17 protein-coding genes are annotated in these 14187 nt (G+C 42.6%); 10 read left to right on the top strand and 7 right to left on the bottom strand.

Annotated features, from left to right (window positions below):
• Positions 1–6 precede the first annotated feature (6 nt).
• The gene (locus tag V1500_RS24120) at positions 7–1110 is read left to right on the top strand and encodes a PRK06851 family protein (RefSeq protein WP_409303324.1); all 1104 of its coding nucleotides are present in this window, start codon (positions 7–9) and stop codon (positions 1108–1110) included.
• A gap of 709 nt (positions 1111–1819) precedes the next feature.
• A complete protein-coding gene (locus tag V1500_RS24115) occupies positions 1820–2695 on the top strand; it encodes a Cof-type HAD-IIB family hydrolase (RefSeq protein WP_409303322.1) in 876 nt (291 codons plus the stop codon).
• Positions 2696–2769: 74 nt separating this feature from the next.
• On the opposite strand, the gene V1500_RS24110 is transcribed toward V1500_RS24115, so the two are convergent.
• The gene (locus V1500_RS24110; RefSeq protein WP_409303320.1) at positions 2770–3486 is read right to left on the bottom strand and encodes a 3-ketoacyl-ACP reductase; all 717 of its coding nucleotides are present in this window, start codon (positions 3484–3486) and stop codon (positions 2770–2772) included.
• Positions 3487–3687: 201 nt separating this feature from the next.
• On the opposite strand from V1500_RS24110, the gene V1500_RS24105 reads away from it, so the two are divergent.
• Complete coding sequence (locus V1500_RS24105; RefSeq protein ID WP_409303319.1) at positions 3688–4764, top strand: PQQ-dependent sugar dehydrogenase; 1077 nt, start codon at positions 3688–3690, stop codon at positions 4762–4764.
• 167 nt (positions 4765–4931) lie between these two features.
• Here V1500_RS24105 and bshB2 read toward each other — a convergent pair whose 3' ends face one another.
• From bshB2 to pdxK, 3 genes are all read right to left on the bottom strand, one after another.
• Complete coding sequence (gene bshB2, locus V1500_RS24100) at positions 4932–5612, bottom strand: bacillithiol biosynthesis deacetylase BshB2 (protein WP_409306106.1); 681 nt, start codon at positions 5610–5612, stop codon at positions 4932–4934.
• Between the two features lie 29 nt (positions 5613–5641).
• A complete protein-coding gene (locus V1500_RS24095; RefSeq protein WP_409303318.1) occupies positions 5642–5989 on the bottom strand; it encodes a YojF family protein in 348 nt (115 codons plus the stop codon).
• A 512-nt stretch (positions 5990–6501) separates the two neighbouring features.
• Positions 6502–7350 (bottom strand): pyridoxine/pyridoxal/pyridoxamine kinase, encoded by an 849-nt coding sequence (pdxK, locus tag V1500_RS24090; protein WP_409303316.1) that lies wholly within the window; start codon positions 7348–7350, stop codon positions 6502–6504.
• 280 nt (positions 7351–7630) lie between these two features.
• On the opposite strand from pdxK, the gene V1500_RS24085 reads away from it, so the two are divergent.
• The 4 genes from V1500_RS24085 (at position 7631) to V1500_RS24070 (ending at position 10106) form a co-directional block, all read left to right on the top strand.
• Positions 7631–8272 carry a molybdenum cofactor guanylyltransferase gene (locus V1500_RS24085; protein ID WP_409303314.1) on the top strand — a complete coding sequence of 214 codons (642 nt, stop codon included), beginning with the start codon at positions 7631–7633 and terminating at the stop codon, positions 8270–8272.
• A gap of 94 nt (positions 8273–8366) precedes the next feature.
• Complete coding sequence (locus V1500_RS24080) at positions 8367–8831, top strand: molybdenum cofactor biosynthesis protein MoaE (RefSeq protein WP_409303312.1); 465 nt, start codon at positions 8367–8369, stop codon at positions 8829–8831.
• Entirely contained in the window at positions 8824–9057 is a 234-nt protein-coding gene (gene moaD / locus V1500_RS24075; protein ID WP_409303310.1) for a molybdopterin converting factor subunit 1, read from the top strand. The genes V1500_RS24080 and moaD overlap by 8 nt, the downstream gene beginning before the upstream one ends.
• Positions 9058–9086: 29 nt before the next feature.
• Positions 9087–10106, top strand: a complete 1020-nt coding sequence (locus V1500_RS24070; RefSeq protein ID WP_409303308.1) for a MoeB/ThiF family adenylyltransferase — start codon at positions 9087–9089, stop codon at positions 10104–10106.
• A gap of 32 nt (positions 10107–10138) precedes the next feature.
• Here V1500_RS24070 and V1500_RS24065 read toward each other — a convergent pair whose 3' ends face one another.
• Entirely contained in the window at positions 10139–10477 is a 339-nt protein-coding gene (locus V1500_RS24065) for a general stress protein (protein ID WP_409303306.1), read from the bottom strand.
• A gap of 218 nt (positions 10478–10695) precedes the next feature.
• Between V1500_RS24065 and V1500_RS24060 the strand changes: the two genes are divergently transcribed.
• From V1500_RS24060 to V1500_RS24050, 3 genes are all read left to right on the top strand, one after another.
• Entirely contained in the window at positions 10696–11376 is a 681-nt protein-coding gene (locus V1500_RS24060; RefSeq protein WP_409303304.1) for a uracil-DNA glycosylase, read from the top strand.
• Between the two features lie 343 nt (positions 11377–11719).
• Positions 11720–12022, top strand: coding sequence for a YwdI family protein (locus tag V1500_RS24055; RefSeq protein ID WP_409306105.1), 303 nt, complete (start codon positions 11720–11722; stop codon positions 12020–12022).
• Positions 12023–12053: 31 nt separating this feature from the next.
• Complete coding sequence (locus V1500_RS24050; protein ID WP_409303302.1) at positions 12054–12422, top strand: DUF423 domain-containing protein; 369 nt, start codon at positions 12054–12056, stop codon at positions 12420–12422.
• A gap of 52 nt (positions 12423–12474) precedes the next feature.
• On the opposite strand, the gene gerQ is transcribed toward V1500_RS24050, so the two are convergent.
• The gene (gene gerQ, locus V1500_RS24045; protein ID WP_409303300.1) at positions 12475–12963 is read right to left on the bottom strand and encodes a spore coat protein GerQ; all 489 of its coding nucleotides are present in this window, start codon (positions 12961–12963) and stop codon (positions 12475–12477) included.
• A 273-nt stretch (positions 12964–13236) separates the two neighbouring features.
• A complete protein-coding gene (gene hemQ / locus V1500_RS24040; RefSeq protein ID WP_409303298.1) occupies positions 13237–13980 on the bottom strand; it encodes a hydrogen peroxide-dependent heme synthase in 744 nt (247 codons plus the stop codon).
• Between the last annotated feature and the right edge of the window lie 207 nt (positions 13981–14187).

The raw sequence follows: 14187 nt of genomic DNA, 5'->3' as shown, positions 1-14187 counted from the left end.
ATCACAATGTCGTGCAGTATTAAAAATTATTATGCTGGCGGAAATACAGCACATGGCTTTCATAGTTTGTTTGAATCGAACCTTCAAGGACTCACTAAATTATTTATCTTAAAGGGAGGCCCGGGAACTGGCAAGTCCACTTTGATGAAAAATGTGGGGAAAGAATGGGTGGCAAGAGGCTTTGATGTGGAGTACCTTCATTGTTCCTCCGATAATGAATCCATAGACGGAGTAATCATTCCAAAATTGAGTGTCGGCATAGTCGATGGTACAGCTCCTCACGTAATCGAACCAAAGGCGCCCGGGGCTATTGAAGAATATGTCAACCTCGGAAGTGCCTGGGATTCAGAGAGGCTTGCTGCTGATAAAGAAAGAATCAAGGAGTTATCTGCAGAAATAAGCATCTCGTTTCAAACGGCTTATTCAAAATTCGCAGAAGCACTGGCCATCCATGATGAGTGGGAAAAGATATACATCGATAATATGGATTTCGGAAAATTGAACGTACTGACAGAGAAACTTAAAGAAAATTTTTTTGGTGAGATTTTTCTCAATAAACAAGCAACTGTGAAGCATAGGTTCTTGGGTGCTGCCACTCCAAAGGGTGCTGTGGATTTCGTTCCCAACTTAACCGGGGATGTGACCAAACGATATTTCATCAAAGGGCGCCCGGGTTCAGGGAAATCTACATTGCTAAAAAAGCTCGCAGCTGCTGCAGAACAGCGAGGATTCGATGTAGAAATTTATCATTGTGGATTTGACCCAAACAGCCTGGACATGGTTATCGTCAGAGAAATTGGTTTGGCCATCTTCGACAGTACTGCCCCTCATGAGTATTTTCCCAGCAGGCAGGGCGATGAAATCATAGATATGTATACAGCTGCGATTGCACCGGGGACGGATGAGCGCTATGAAGAAGAATTGAAGGATATATCTGGAAGATACAAGTCAAAAATGGATGAGGCCACCTATTTTCTCGCACGTGCCAAAGCGCTTCATGACGAATTAGAAGCAATATATATTAGTGCCATGGACTTTAAAAAAATTGATCAAATTCAAAAAGGAATCAGAGCGGCGATTGAACTGCTTGCGGGTGTCTCTTCAAACTAAACATATAAAAACTGGTGATTTCAGTGAAAGGCGCAAAGACTCCAACAGGAGAAGCGGGACAGGTGAGACCCCTCGAGGAGCGTCAGCGGCAAGGAAACTTACTGCCCTCCCTTCAAAAAGCGAAGCATATGGACGGAAATCCAGGCAACGCCGATTGAACCCACATACTGTGGCCTGGCGGCGTCTCCACTAACACGTCCTGTGAGTTGGGGCTGGCGCTGTAGCCAGACAACAGTCTACATCAACAATTTTACTTTCTGATTATATTATAAAGAAAGTAGGCAACCATGATTTATCACACCATGTATGTCTACAGTCTGGGCAGACTCTTAGAGAGCCTGCTTTTTTGTGTATGGTGCCTTAATAGGTTACACTTTTCATGATAGTGGTTTTTGACATATCATGTTAGTGGTATACATGAAGAGCAGCATTATAAAGATATTAATCATAGGCAGTATTAAAATAGCGCTGATTCTCCAAAAAGGACAATGATATGGAGCGGTTATCGCGTATCATACATACGAGGACATATTGGGGCTTGGATTGGATAACTGTTCGGATCAGTAGCGCTCCTGGGCCATATGAATTGTCCTCAGTCAAAGCAACAAGGTATACTGTTTAATTTTCTCCCTCACACCTTTTGGACATCAGGGGAAGTTTATTAAGCATGCTTTTATAACAACTACACGAAAAATAAGAGGTGTAACACATGGTGAAATTTATAGCCACGGATATGGACGGGACTTTACTGGATCCCCATCAAAAGGTTAGCAAAGAAAATATCGAAGCAATTGAACGTGCCCGAAGAGAGGGAGTCGAAGTCATTGTAGCAACAGGAAGGTCATATCAGGAGGCCAGGTTTGCACTGGATGAGGCTAATATTGAATGTCCGGTCATATGTGTGAACGGTGCTGCAGTTTTTTCAAGTAAAGGAGAAGTAATTGCTTCGAATCCGATTCAAGTGAATACTGTCAAGGCAGCAGCCGAGTATTTGGAGCAAAATGGCATTTATTTTGAAATCTATACTAATAAAGGCACGTACTCCAAGGATTATGACAGGGCTACAGCTACAATAGTGGATATTATACTGACAGCAAATCCCGACCTTGACCCACTAAAAGTGACTGAAATGGCCAGGAAGCGGGTAGAAATCGGCCAAGTCAAATCAATCCCGTCTTATGACTTATTGTTTGAAGACCCGTCAGTCGAATATTACAAACTATTGGTTTTCTCACCGGATTTTCAAGCGCTGGAAGAGGCATCCAGAGTGCTGAAACAGAATGAAAATCTTGCTGTTACCTCTTCAGGGCGTGAAAATCTGGAGATCAACAGTAAGGATGCACAGAAAGGGATTGCTTTGGAGAAGTACATAAAGGCAAGGGGTGGAAGTATGGAGGAAGTCATGGCCATTGGGGATAATTATAATGACGTTTCCATGCTCCAGCGTGTCGGAAGGTCAGTTGCAATGGGGAATGCACCGCTAGATATTCAGCAGCAATGTGACTTCGTAACAGATACCAATGAGGAAAACGGTGTAGCAAACGCAATCCTGCTTGCCTTAGCCGAGCAGACTGCAAATAAATGAGCAAAGTAAAAGCAGGCAAAAAAGAAGCCTGCTTTTATTGGTTTATTAAGAGATCATTATTTTGAAATGATTTATTAAGGGTTGGTAGACCATAATCCTGCAGATTTGACAAATACACGCGGGTGCAGCTTTAGTTGAGCAATAATTAGCTCTGCCAAATCTTCAGGATGCATGACCCGGTCTTCATTTCCATTTAATAAGTTGTTTTCATTTGCCAGGTCGGTCACAACTGTGCTTGGTGTCATGGCAGTGACACGGATATTATGCTTTCTTACCTCAAGCATAAGCGATTCTGTTAAGCCCAATACGGCAAATTTGGATGCACTATAGGCACTGGTTACCGGAGCCCCTTTTTGTCCTGCAGTAGAAGAAATATTAATGATATCGCCTGATTTTTGTTCAATCATTCCTGGAAGGACGGCCCTTGTAGCATTATAGACACCCATCAGGTTTACTTGAATGATCTTTTCCCATTCTTCAGGCGCAAGCTCCAGGAAGCCTCCGAATTTTGCTGTTCCTGCATTATTTATTAAAATATCGATGGAACCAAGTTCGGACTTAATCGAATCAAACGCTGCCAGCACTGAATCAAGATTGGATACGTCTGCAGTGGCAACTGATGTTTTCACGCCATATGGCTTTAATTCCTCTTCGGTCTTGCGAAGATTTTCCGGAGTCAGTCCGATTAACCCGACATTTACACCTTCTTTGGCAAGCTCCACTGCGACCGCGCGTCCGATTCCGCGTCCTGCACCAGTCACGATGGCTGTTTTCCCGTTGATAGATTGCATAGATGTTCTCCTTTACTGAAAGAATGAAGTTATTATATAGAAAATAGAAAATGTGCACAAATATTCCGCTTAAGAAAAAAAACGGCTATATTTCCTTTTAGATATTCCCAATTCCTTAAGTAATATTTCGTGTAAATTGAACGAAGCTCAACTAGGATAGAAGACAGGAATACAGAAAATTCAGATGATGGGAGTGGAAAAATGAAAAGAATGCGTCTGGTCATTCTGTTGTTTGTGGTTTTTATTAGTGGATGTTCAGGACTTTCAGAGCGAAGGCAGCAAGGGGAGGTTGAAAATGTAGAAACCGCTGGACAGCCTGAAAAAGGGAATAGTCCCGAAATAATGCTGACAAAACTAAAAACCCCATGGTCTATCAGCAAAACCGAGGATATCTTCTTCATTTCGGAAAGGGAAGGATCCATCGTGAAGTGGGAGGATGCCAAGGTAAAAAGAGAAACAGTTCAGCTGAAACAGCCTCTTTCTACAAGGGCAGAAGCAGGACTTCTCGGATTTGTGCCGCACCCGGATTTTTCATCGAAACAATTAGCCTATGCTTACTATACCTATGAAAAAAACGGCACGCCCCTAAACAGAGTGATTACATTGCATTATACAGATGGGAAATGGGTGGAGCAGGATATTCTTCTGGATAATATCCCTAGCGGGGACTACCATCATGGAGGAAGAATAAAAATCGGCCCTGACGGCAAGCTGTTCGTCACTACAGGAGATGCAACCAAGAGCGAAATCGCACAGGACAAAAAATCATTGGGCGGTAAAATTCTTCGTATGAATCTGGATGGAAGTATTCCTGAGGATAATCCAATCCCTGATTCCTATGTGTATTCTTTCGGCCACAGAAATCCGCAAGGCCTTGCCTGGTCGGAGGAAGGGCAGCTCTATAGCGGGGAACATGGACCGTCTGCCCATGATGAAATCAATAAAATAACAGCTGGACGCAATTATGGCTGGCCTATAATCGTTGGCAGCGAAAAAAATCCCGGGATGGAATCTCCAATTTTCAACTCTGGAACAAATACATGGGCTCCGTCCGGTATAGCTTATCACCAAAATATCATTTATGCGGCTGCCCTTAGGGGAGAGGCAGTTAAAGCCTTCAATTTAAAGACGGATGAAATATCGGACATGGTTTCCGGAAGGGGAAGGATTCGAGATGTATTTATTGACGGAGATGCTCTATATTTTATTAGCAATAATACAGATGGGAGGGGGACACCTGATCAACAAGATGATAGATTATATCGAATCCAGTTATAAAATATATTTTAGAAAAAATGTATATATCTTCAAAGATTTGCCCATATTAAGAGCATGATGAATTTTCCATAGAAATCCCCCTTTTAACCGTCTGTCATCAACAGGCGGTTTTTTTTATCCTCATAAAAAATGATTACAGAGGATGGTCCTCCATAATCATTTTTGTTTTATTCGATTTTTACCGGCCATTTATATGCCCAAAACCGCTCATTTCTTATCCAGGAAAATAAAGCGGGATCCTGGTTTTGAATTTTATCAGACCACGACGCTGTCATCAATTCAGTCTGAGAGCGGTGAGCTTTGATTGCAGCAATTTTTTTATCCTCGACTGCCGATATATCATATACAAAATCAGGCTCGCCAAGCTCTTGAAGTGTATTATTTGCAAATGCCACACAGTGCAGCTTAGGCCGCTCGTTTTCTGATATACGCTCCACAGCCCGGACGACGGCTCTTCCCGTTGCTTCATGGTCCGGATGGACACTAAATCCAGGATAAAACGTAATAATCAGCGAGGGGTTCAGCTCCTCGATGATGGCAGCGATTCTCTGGGTCAGTTTTTCATCATCTTCAAATTCCACAGTCTTATCGCGCAATCCCATCATTCGTAAATCCTGTATGCCCATTGCGTTGGCGGCATTGATCAGTTCCTGTTTCCTGATTTCGGGCAAGGATTCCCTTGTCGCGAACGGAGGGTTCCCCAGATTTCTTCCCATTTCCCCAAGTGTCAGGCATACATACGTCACTGGTGTATTGTTTGCAATATGTGAGGCTATCGTGCCGGATACCCCGAATGCTTCATCGTCCGGATGAGGAAACACTACTAATACATGACGTTCTTTTTCCATTTCCATTTCCAATTCTCCTTTGCCAGCTATTATTCAAAAGGGGTAGGGCTAAGTTCCATTGCTACAGCAAGCTTTCCTGAAAAGTCCAGGCCAGCAAGAAGCAGGCGTCCCTTGTCATCCATTTCAGCATGTGTCATTCCTTCGCCGTATACCCAGCCTATTTGAAGCTTCAAGCCAATCCTGTAAGGGCCATCCCCAACAATTTTGCCATGCTCATAATTAATTTGCGCGTTTCTTATATAAGCTCCCGCGGAGAAAAAAGACTCATCATTATGAGTCGCATAAGCTCCATTTGTTGTTTCCAAATGAAGATAGATATCTTTACCAGCGAAAGCATTAATCGCTTTTTGGACCTCAATGCGGTCAATCGGTTCCATATTTTCGTCCTCCTCTGACAAAACTTCGACACCGGTGGCAGCCCTTTGCTGCTGAACAGTATATAAAGTGTTTACATCTTATCTTACTAAAAAGAATTATAAAATGCTTTGAAGATGCATCTTGTCCCTTTTTTACTATAAGCAGTATACTGGCTGGCGGTTACAATATATGTAGCTTTTTGGTTAATTTCTATGCCTATTAATGGTGCAGACAAAAGCATATGTAAAAAGATAGCAGAACCCTTATTCGGTGCCTGCCATTATCTGTTGCAAGGGCCTTAAGTTACTGTCCGCGAAAAGAAAGCCTGGTCCATAAAAAAGAGGCTTCCCAAAACAGAACAAATCATGTGCAAAATGCACCGTTTTTTGCTGATCAAAGGGAGCCTCCAATATTTTTTTATGTCGCATATTTGCCTGGACCTTATTTTGCTTTTGCAGGCATTTTTTGTAAAACAGGTCAAAAATACAGCACGGTAATCAGCAGTAATGAAAAAAGGGAAAACTCGAAAGCTTTATTTATTAATTGTCTGTGGTTCTGATGATGCTGAACTGCCTGCTCCGTAAGTACGGTAGGCACCATGCATTGTAGGCCCGACATATTCATTCAATTTCCATGAGTAGCGGATTGCTTCGGTAATAAAATCCTTGGCAGTATAAATTGCGTCCCGAACAGACTTGCCATTGGCCAATTCAGCAGTAATGGCTGCTGAATAAGTACAGCCGGCACCGTGGGTATAAGCGGTATCAATGCGCTCAGACTCAAGAATTTCAAAGGTCTCTCCATCGTAGAGAAGATCGATGGCCTTTTCGTGTTTAAGCTTATTTCCACCTTTGATTAAGACATATTGGGCACCCAATTCGTGAATGTTGACTGCTGCTTCTTTCATTTGATCTACAGTAGTGATAGGTCCGATACCCGAAAGCTGCCATGCTTCAAAAAGATTAGGTGTTACAACAGTGGCTCGGGGAACAAGTACATCCCGCAGTGCGACAGCTGTTTCTGGGTGAAGTACTTCATCTTCGCCTTTACATACCATAACCGGGTCAATTACTACATTTGAAAGATCCAGTTCATCAATTTTACGTGCTGCAAGTTCTATGATTTCTACAGAGCCCAGCATTCCTGTTTTCATTGCGTCAATGCCGACAGAAAGGATTGTTTCCAACTGCGCTTCCACAGTGCTCGTTTCTTGTGGAAAAACATTGTGTGACCATCCGTTCTTCGGGTCCATCGTTACAATGGTAGTCAACGCGGTCATTCCATAAACGCCAAGCTCTTGAAAAGTTTTTAGATCAGCTTGTATGCCTGCTCCGCCGCTTGAATCAGAACCGGCCAGAGTCAATGCTTTCTTCATGGTCATAATGTGGCCTCCTTAGGAGATTTTATATTAGGTAGAAACCTTGTTTATTTCTGGAAAAACATCTCCAATTATCATATAACATAACGAATCTATTGTAAAAGAATTGGCACGCCCTCTGCGGCAAGCTTTAATCTATCTTAGCACGTGAGAAAGGTGTATGATATCCTTACTGCTTGCAGCAGCACAGAGCTTTTTTAAGACTTGGGTTTTTGTAAAAATTCAGGGTTTTGTTATGATATAGGAATATCGTTAATTATAAGGTAAAAGCGTGGTGGCTGAAATGAATGTAACGGGCTTATTATTGGCCGGAGGAAAATCTAGCAGAATGGGAAGAAACAAGGCGTTGCTGGAAATGGCAGAAGGCCTCAATATACAAAATATTGCGTCCCAGCTAAAACGTGCCGCAGGCTCCGTTTTACTCATTACAAATACTCCCGGCACCTATTCATTTCTGGAACTTCCGATCATAGAGGATATATATCCTGGCAGGGGGCCATTGGCAGGCTTACATGCAGGCTTGAGCGCGGCAACAACGGAGGCCGTAATTGTAGCTGCTTGCGATATGCCGTTTGTAACAGCGGAAATAATGAAAAAAATGTTTGAGAATTTGGAGGATGCTGATGCAGTAGTGCCGGAGATAGATGGACGAGTCCAACCATTATTCGCAGTATACCGGAAAACATGCCTTCCTCACTTAATCTCTTGCTTAGAAGATAACCAGTTGAAAATGACCCATTTTCTAAATAATATAAAGGTCGCCAGAATGAGTGAAAAGGACTTTTTGCAAGGCCTTAAAAATCCTGAATTTTTGCCTTATGTGTTTTATAATATGAATAGCCCGGAAGAATACGAGGAAGCAAGGGAAATTGAGCAACAATTAAAGCGTTCCGGACTTTACGGGGTGGGAAAATTTAAAATATAATGCCCGGGCCAGTTCATATGATAGGAAAGCAACAAAGACTATCAATCGTATTTAGCATCTGCAAGAATAGAGAATAAGATAAAAGGGTGAGAAGATGAACTTTGAAATATCTAAAGAGCCCATTCAAATACAGGAAGTGATTGATAAGGTGGTGGCCCGGGAAGCGGGTGCAATCACTACTTTTATTGGAACGGTCCGCGAGTTAACGAAAGGGAAAAAAACGCTTTATCTCGTATATGAAGCGTACATACCTATGGCTGTGAAAAAGCTTGAACAAATAGGAGAAGAGATCCAAAAACGCTGGCCGGATGCGATAGTTGCAATTACTCACCGCGTAGGCAAACTGGATATTACGGATGTAGCTGTAGTGATAGCAATAAGCACACCGCACCGAAACGACGCCTATGAAGCCAATCGATATGCGATTGAGCGCATTAAAGAGATCGTTCCGATTTGGAAAAAGGAACATTGGGAAGATGGAGAAGAGTGGATAGGAAACCAGCTTGAAACAAAGCGGTATCCATCGGGCAAGCCCGAGGAGGAGGATCTGAATGATTAAAGTATTGTTTTTTGCACAATTGAAAGATGATGCTGGAGTGGAGGAGGCAGCAGTAGCTGCGAATGACTGGACTGTCGCACAGCTGAAGGAGCATATATCCTCAAATTTTGGAGTGAACGGCCTTACCTCTGTTATGACAGCTGTGAATGAAGAATTTGCGGATGATGAAACGATGCTTTCCGATGGAGATACAGTAGCATTCATTCCTCCGGTAAGCGGAGGCTGAGGCCATTTGCTAGCTAGGAGAGATTACCAATGAAAGAAAGATATTCAAGGCAGATGCTGTTTCCGCAAATTGGGGAACATGGACAAACCAAAATACGAAGCAAACATGTGCTGATTGTTGGTGCTGGCGCGCTTGGATCGGCAAATGCAGAATTCTTTGTGAGGGCAGGAGTCGGAAGGCTTACGATTGTAGACCGTGATTATGTGGAGGAGAGCAACCTCCAGCGCCAACAGCTTTATAATGAAGCAGATGTGCTGGAAAAGCTGCCGAAAGCAGAAGCTGCCAATAATCATTTACAGCGCATTAACCAGGATGTCGAAATAAGTCCTGTCATTATGGATGCCACAGCAAGTTCTCTTGAACCGTTACTAAATGACGTATCGCTCTTAATTGATGCCACCGACAATTTTGAAACGAGAATGGTGATCAATGACCTGGCGCAGAAACACAAAATTCCCTGGATTTACGGTGCCTGTGTTGGAAGTGTTGGAATGAGCTTTACGGTCATCCCGGGAGTAACACCTTGCATGAATTGTCTGCTGCGTTCCATTCCTGTACAGGGAATGACTTGTGATACAGGGGGAATTATTGCTCCGGCTGTGCAGATGGTAGTAGCTCATCAATCTGCAGAGGCTTTAAAAATTTTGGTAGAAGATTTTGAAGCGCTGCGCCCATCCTTTGTTACGTTTGACTTATGGCGAAATCAATATCAAAGCATGAAGGTTGGCAGAGCCAAAAAATCGGACTGCCTTTCTTGCGGGGAGCATCCTACTTATCCTTTTCTGACCTTGGAAAATGCAACAAAGACAACGGTCCTATGCGGTAGGGATACAGTGCAGGTGAGACCGCCAAGGCCCTTAAACATTCAGTTGGAGAAGCTTAAAGCAGATCTTAGCGGAAGCGGGTATGATGTAAAATCCAATCCTTTCCTTGCGTCTATTGAAAAAAATGGGGAACGTATGGTAGTATTTGCGGATGGAAGAGCATTAATCCATGGAACTAAGGATATGGCCCATGCGAAGGCAATGTATCAAAGGATACTGGGATGAAAAAATTGGCTGACGGGGAGTCAGCCAATTTTTTAATGTGTAACGTTTGTGTCCTTGCTTACAACGAGCACTACTTTTCCTTTGTCCAGGTCCTTTTCGTACTGCTCCGCTTCTTCTTGGGTCAGTCCTAGGGAGCTCATCTTGGAACGCAGCTCATCACCGCGGGATTTGAACATATTTCCAACGGAGTTCAATAAACCTTGCTCCTTCATGCCGATTTCACCTGTACCAGTGTTTTCTGTCAGGTGTTCAGAACGGTCCTTGTCATGTGCAAAAAGGTAGAGGTCATCCTTTGTAAAACCTGTTGTTAACAGCTGTTCAATTTTCTGCATCGCCTGAACTCCATTCTCTACAACATGTACTTGATACATAATAGATTCCTCCTTCGATAGTTTATTAATAGTCCTATGCGGACAATTAAGGTATGTATTATATTTAACCCATCGAGATGCTATTAAAACCCCTGTTTCGAATCAATCCGTTCGATGCTATCCGATATAAATAGATAGTGTTCAAGGAAATGGCATGTTTTCTATCTTTAGTGGTAAGTAGGTAGAAAACGGCTATTTAAGGAAGGAGAATCGGCAAAATGGAAATGACAATACTGCAAAGTGACTGGAAGCAGATACTGGCAGAAGAATTTGAAAAGGATTACTTTCACCGATTGAAAGATTTTTTAGACAAAGAGTATAATAGCCACATAATTCATCCAGATGTAGAAGATATTTTCAATGCGCTTCAGTTTACTCCTTATAGCAAGGTCAAGGTAGTTATTTTGGGGCAGGATCCTTATCACGGACCGAATCAGGCGCATGGGCTGAGCTTTTCGGTTAAGCCTGGAGTGCCTCTGCCGCCGTCATTAAGGAATATTTTTAAGGAGCTTCATCAAGATATGGGCTGTCCAATTCCGAATAACGGTTCATTAGTAGAATGGGCACACCAGGGAGTCTTGCTTCTTAACACAGTTTTGACGGTCAGAGACGGACAGGCTCATTCTCACCGTGGAAAAGGATGGGAAATCTACACGGATGAAATAATAAAGCAGTTAAGCAACAGGGATAAGCCGATTATTTTTGTGCTGTGGGGAAAGCCGGCTCAAAGTAAACTGCCGCTTATAGACACAAATCGCCACAAAATCATTACATCTGCACATCCCAGTCCTCTATCAGCGAAGAGGGGTTTCTTTGGAAGCAGGCCATTTTCGAAGGTTAATAGCTATCTAAAGGAATTAGGGGAAACCGAAATAAATTGGCAGATTTCTGACTTGTAAGAGAGTAATGTAACGGCAATGTTTCACATGGAACATTGTCGTTACACAAAAATATAATAAGGGTGCTTCTTTAGTGAGTGTTAATAGAATAAATTGCAATAAATGCAAATACTTTTATATTACGTGGGACAGGCATTTCCCAAAAGGATGCCGTGCATTCTCATTTAAGTCTTCCAATCTGCCGTCAGTAGAGGTCTACCGTTCTTCAGGAAAGATATGTATGAAATTCGAAGCAAAGAAATAAAAAGCCATTCGACAAGAAGGGATAAGCATGCTTTGTATGGTGCTATAATATTTGGTATGCTTATACTGTTGATAAATAGGGGATCTTGAGGTGTTTGTAATGGATATATCTGCAGCAAAGGTTTTTAATAAGATGGAAGACTTAATAAACAGAGCCAAAACCGCGGATTCAATAGAAAAGCGCAATGGATATATTACGGCCGTGCAGGCTTTATGCGAGTTAATGACTGAAGGTACTGGGATGCCTTCTAGTTCAACCAGCGGTACAGGTTCATCACAAAACTCTTATTCCGTACATATGACAGCAAATACGGTTCCGGTTCAGCCGACCGCAGCCTCTGCCCCTGCTGCAAAACCAGTAAGGATGGATGATGCAAATGGGGATTCTCTGTTTGATTTTTAAGGAAAACCCAGTCATGAGAGGAGAATAATACATGAAGCTTTTTTTAATCTTGGGAGCCATTAATGCTTTTATATGTGTAGCGCTGGGAGCATTTGGAGCACATGGACTTGAGGGGAAAATACCCGATAAATACCTGGAGACATGGAAAACAGCAGTACAATATGAAATGTTCCATGCAACAGGGTTGTTGGTTATTGCTCTTTTGCTAGGTAAAATGTCTAGCCCTTTGTTAAACTGGTCAGGATGGTTAATGTTCATTGGTATCATTTTATTTTCAGGCAGTCTTTATGTCTTAAGTGTAACTCAAATAAAAGTATTAGGAGCCATCACACCTTTAGGTGGTTTATCTTTTCTCGCTGCCTGGATCCTTTTAATCGTGGCTGTGTATAAGAATCTATAAATGGAAAAACCGGAGCAGGGGAAATCTCAGTCCGGTTTTTTTGCTATTCACATTATCTCGGAGGATAAGAAGCCATACCTCCTCCTCCGCCATAGCCTGCTTGGTATTCAATTTCTTCTTCGAACGTCACATAATCAAGGTTTACCATTAATAGAAGGTAGCGCATCCCTGTTTGCGGGTCACTTAAGATTAAATGGTCACGGCCGGCTGCTTCAATGAGTCCTCTGAAGATTTTGGCATTCCACTCATTGTTCCCTTCAAATGTCATGTATACTGTTGCGAGTTTCCCTCTATTTAGTCGTAATATATTTTCTATATATGATTCTTCAAGCGGCAGCTGACCTCCGGGTCCCGGCTGCCCAGGAGAAGGTCCGGCTTGAGGCTGTGGCTGATATCCAGTTGGATACTGTGGATAACCGGCACCTGTTTGTCGCTGTTCCGCGGCTTTTGGGGGATTTGCGGCATTTACATTAGCGTAGGGATAGTATGGTGCCGAATAACCAAAATTCGCATACGGATTTGGATTTTGCTGCTGACTCATTTATTTCCCTCCCAATCTTGTTGTACGTCACGTTTGTTCATGAGCTAGCCTTCATGTAAGCAGTGAGAATCCAGCATATCATGCTGGCTGAATATACCCTGAGCCAGAATCACCTCTCAGTTTATCTTGAAATGGCAGAGGTATTGATAGTGGATGTTAATCAAGACTATTTCATTTATACGGTGGAAGCTGTTAAATTAGACCATTTTAACCGCGGTTTTTTTGAGGGTAAGAGGGAGGGCATAAAAAAGCTCCCAATAAGGGAGCTAACCATTAAACATGCAAGAAGGCTTCAATTCCATCTTCAGGAAGGATGTTTCCAACGAAGAAGGAGCCGAATTCTCCATACCGTGCGCTGACTTCATCAAAGCGCATTTCATAAACAAGCTTTTTGAACTGCAGCACATCATCAGAGAATAGAGTTACACCCCATTCATAATCATCGAAACCAACAGAACCAGAAATGATCTGTTTGACCTTGCCTGCATATTTACGGCCAATCATGCCGTGGGATCTCATCAGGCTTTTCCGTTCATCCATAGGCAGCATATACCAGTTATCATTGCCCTGGCGCCGCTTATCCATTGGATAGAAGCATACATGCTTCGCTTTAGGCAGGATAGGATACAGGCGTGCACGGACATGAGGGTTTTGGTATGGGTCTTCACCAGCTGCAAGATAGTTGCTCAATTCCACTACAGATACGTAAGATTGAGCAGGAACTGTGAATTCTGCAAGCTTAGATTTATTGAATTCAAGTTCAATTTGGTTTAATTCCTCCATTGTAGGACGGAGGAACATAAGCATAAAGTCAGCTTTTTGGCCAACGATTGAATATAGCGCATGGCTGCCTTCATTGTTGCTTTGTGTTGTGTTCCACTTATCTAAGAAGGCGTGGAATTCAGAAATAGCCTCTTGGCGTTCCTCCTCGGGCAGCATTTTCCACGTAGTCCAATCCATTGACCTGAAATCGTGCAAAACATACCAGCCATCAAGGGTCTCTGCTGCTTCAACCATTACGATCACTCCTATTGATTCATTATGTATAACCATACTATACCATAGTTTGTTTTAAAGGAAATTGTACAAACCCCTAAACCATTGATATAACAGAAAAGTTCAATGAAAAGCCACATTTGTAAGCCTTTCCTATAGAAATGCCAGATAAACATTGCGGTGAAGCCTGGGTCTAACAGACCTTGAATTATACTCCTTGTAACAGGG

Source organism: Peribacillus sedimenti (assembly GCF_046237635.1).
In the GTDB taxonomy this organism is placed as follows: Bacteria; Bacillota; Bacilli; order Bacillales; family DSM-1321; genus Peribacillus; species Peribacillus sedimenti.
The sequence above is the reverse complement of the archived record's forward strand: the minus strand, read 5'-3'. Positions and strand labels throughout refer to the sequence as shown.

What these genes read in the sequence shown, in the direction of transcription:
- pdxK (WP_409303316.1), bottom strand. Translation starts at nt 7,350, where the DNA reads ATGACCATGAAGAAAGCATTGACTCTGGCCGGTTCTGATTCAAGCGGC.
- V1500_RS24050 (WP_409303302.1), top strand. Translation starts at nt 12,054, where the DNA reads ATGAAGCTTTTTTTAATCTTGGGAGCCATTAATGCTTTTATATGTGTA.
- hemQ (WP_409303298.1), bottom strand. Translation starts at nt 13,980, where the DNA reads ATGGTTGAAGCAGCAGAGACCCTTGATGGCTGGTATGTTTTGCACGAT.
- V1500_RS24095 (WP_409303318.1), bottom strand. Translation starts at nt 5,989, where the DNA reads ATGGAACCGATTGACCGCATTGAGGTCCAAAAAGCGATTAATGCTTTC.
- V1500_RS24070 (WP_409303308.1), top strand. Translation starts at nt 9,087, where the DNA reads ATGAAAGAAAGATATTCAAGGCAGATGCTGTTTCCGCAAATTGGGGAA.
- gerQ (WP_409303300.1), bottom strand. Translation starts at nt 12,963, where the DNA reads ATGAGTCAGCAGCAAAATCCAAATCCGTATGCGAATTTTGGTTATTCG.
- V1500_RS24105 (WP_409303319.1), top strand. Translation starts at nt 3,688, where the DNA reads ATGAAAAGAATGCGTCTGGTCATTCTGTTGTTTGTGGTTTTTATTAGT.
- V1500_RS24080 (WP_409303312.1), top strand. Translation starts at nt 8,367, where the DNA reads ATGAACTTTGAAATATCTAAAGAGCCCATTCAAATACAGGAAGTGATT.
- bshB2 (WP_409306106.1), bottom strand. Translation starts at nt 5,612, where the DNA reads ATGGAAAAAGAACGTCATGTATTAGTAGTGTTTCCTCATCCGGACGAT.
- V1500_RS24060 (WP_409303304.1), top strand. Translation starts at nt 10,696, where the DNA reads ATGGAAATGACAATACTGCAAAGTGACTGGAAGCAGATACTGGCAGAA.
- V1500_RS24110 (WP_409303320.1), bottom strand. Translation starts at nt 3,486, where the DNA reads ATGCAATCTATCAACGGGAAAACAGCCATCGTGACTGGTGCAGGACGC.
- V1500_RS24115 (WP_409303322.1), top strand. Translation starts at nt 1,820, where the DNA reads ATGGTGAAATTTATAGCCACGGATATGGACGGGACTTTACTGGATCCC.
- V1500_RS24055 (WP_409306105.1), top strand. Translation starts at nt 11,720, where the DNA reads ATGGATATATCTGCAGCAAAGGTTTTTAATAAGATGGAAGACTTAATA.
- V1500_RS24085 (WP_409303314.1), top strand. Translation starts at nt 7,631, where the DNA reads ATGAATGTAACGGGCTTATTATTGGCCGGAGGAAAATCTAGCAGAATG.
- V1500_RS24120 (WP_409303324.1), top strand. Translation starts at nt 7, where the DNA reads ATGTCGTGCAGTATTAAAAATTATTATGCTGGCGGAAATACAGCACAT.
- V1500_RS24065 (WP_409303306.1), bottom strand. Translation starts at nt 10,477, where the DNA reads ATGTATCAAGTACATGTTGTAGAGAATGGAGTTCAGGCGATGCAGAAA.
- moaD (WP_409303310.1), top strand. Translation starts at nt 8,824, where the DNA reads ATGATTAAAGTATTGTTTTTTGCACAATTGAAAGATGATGCTGGAGTG.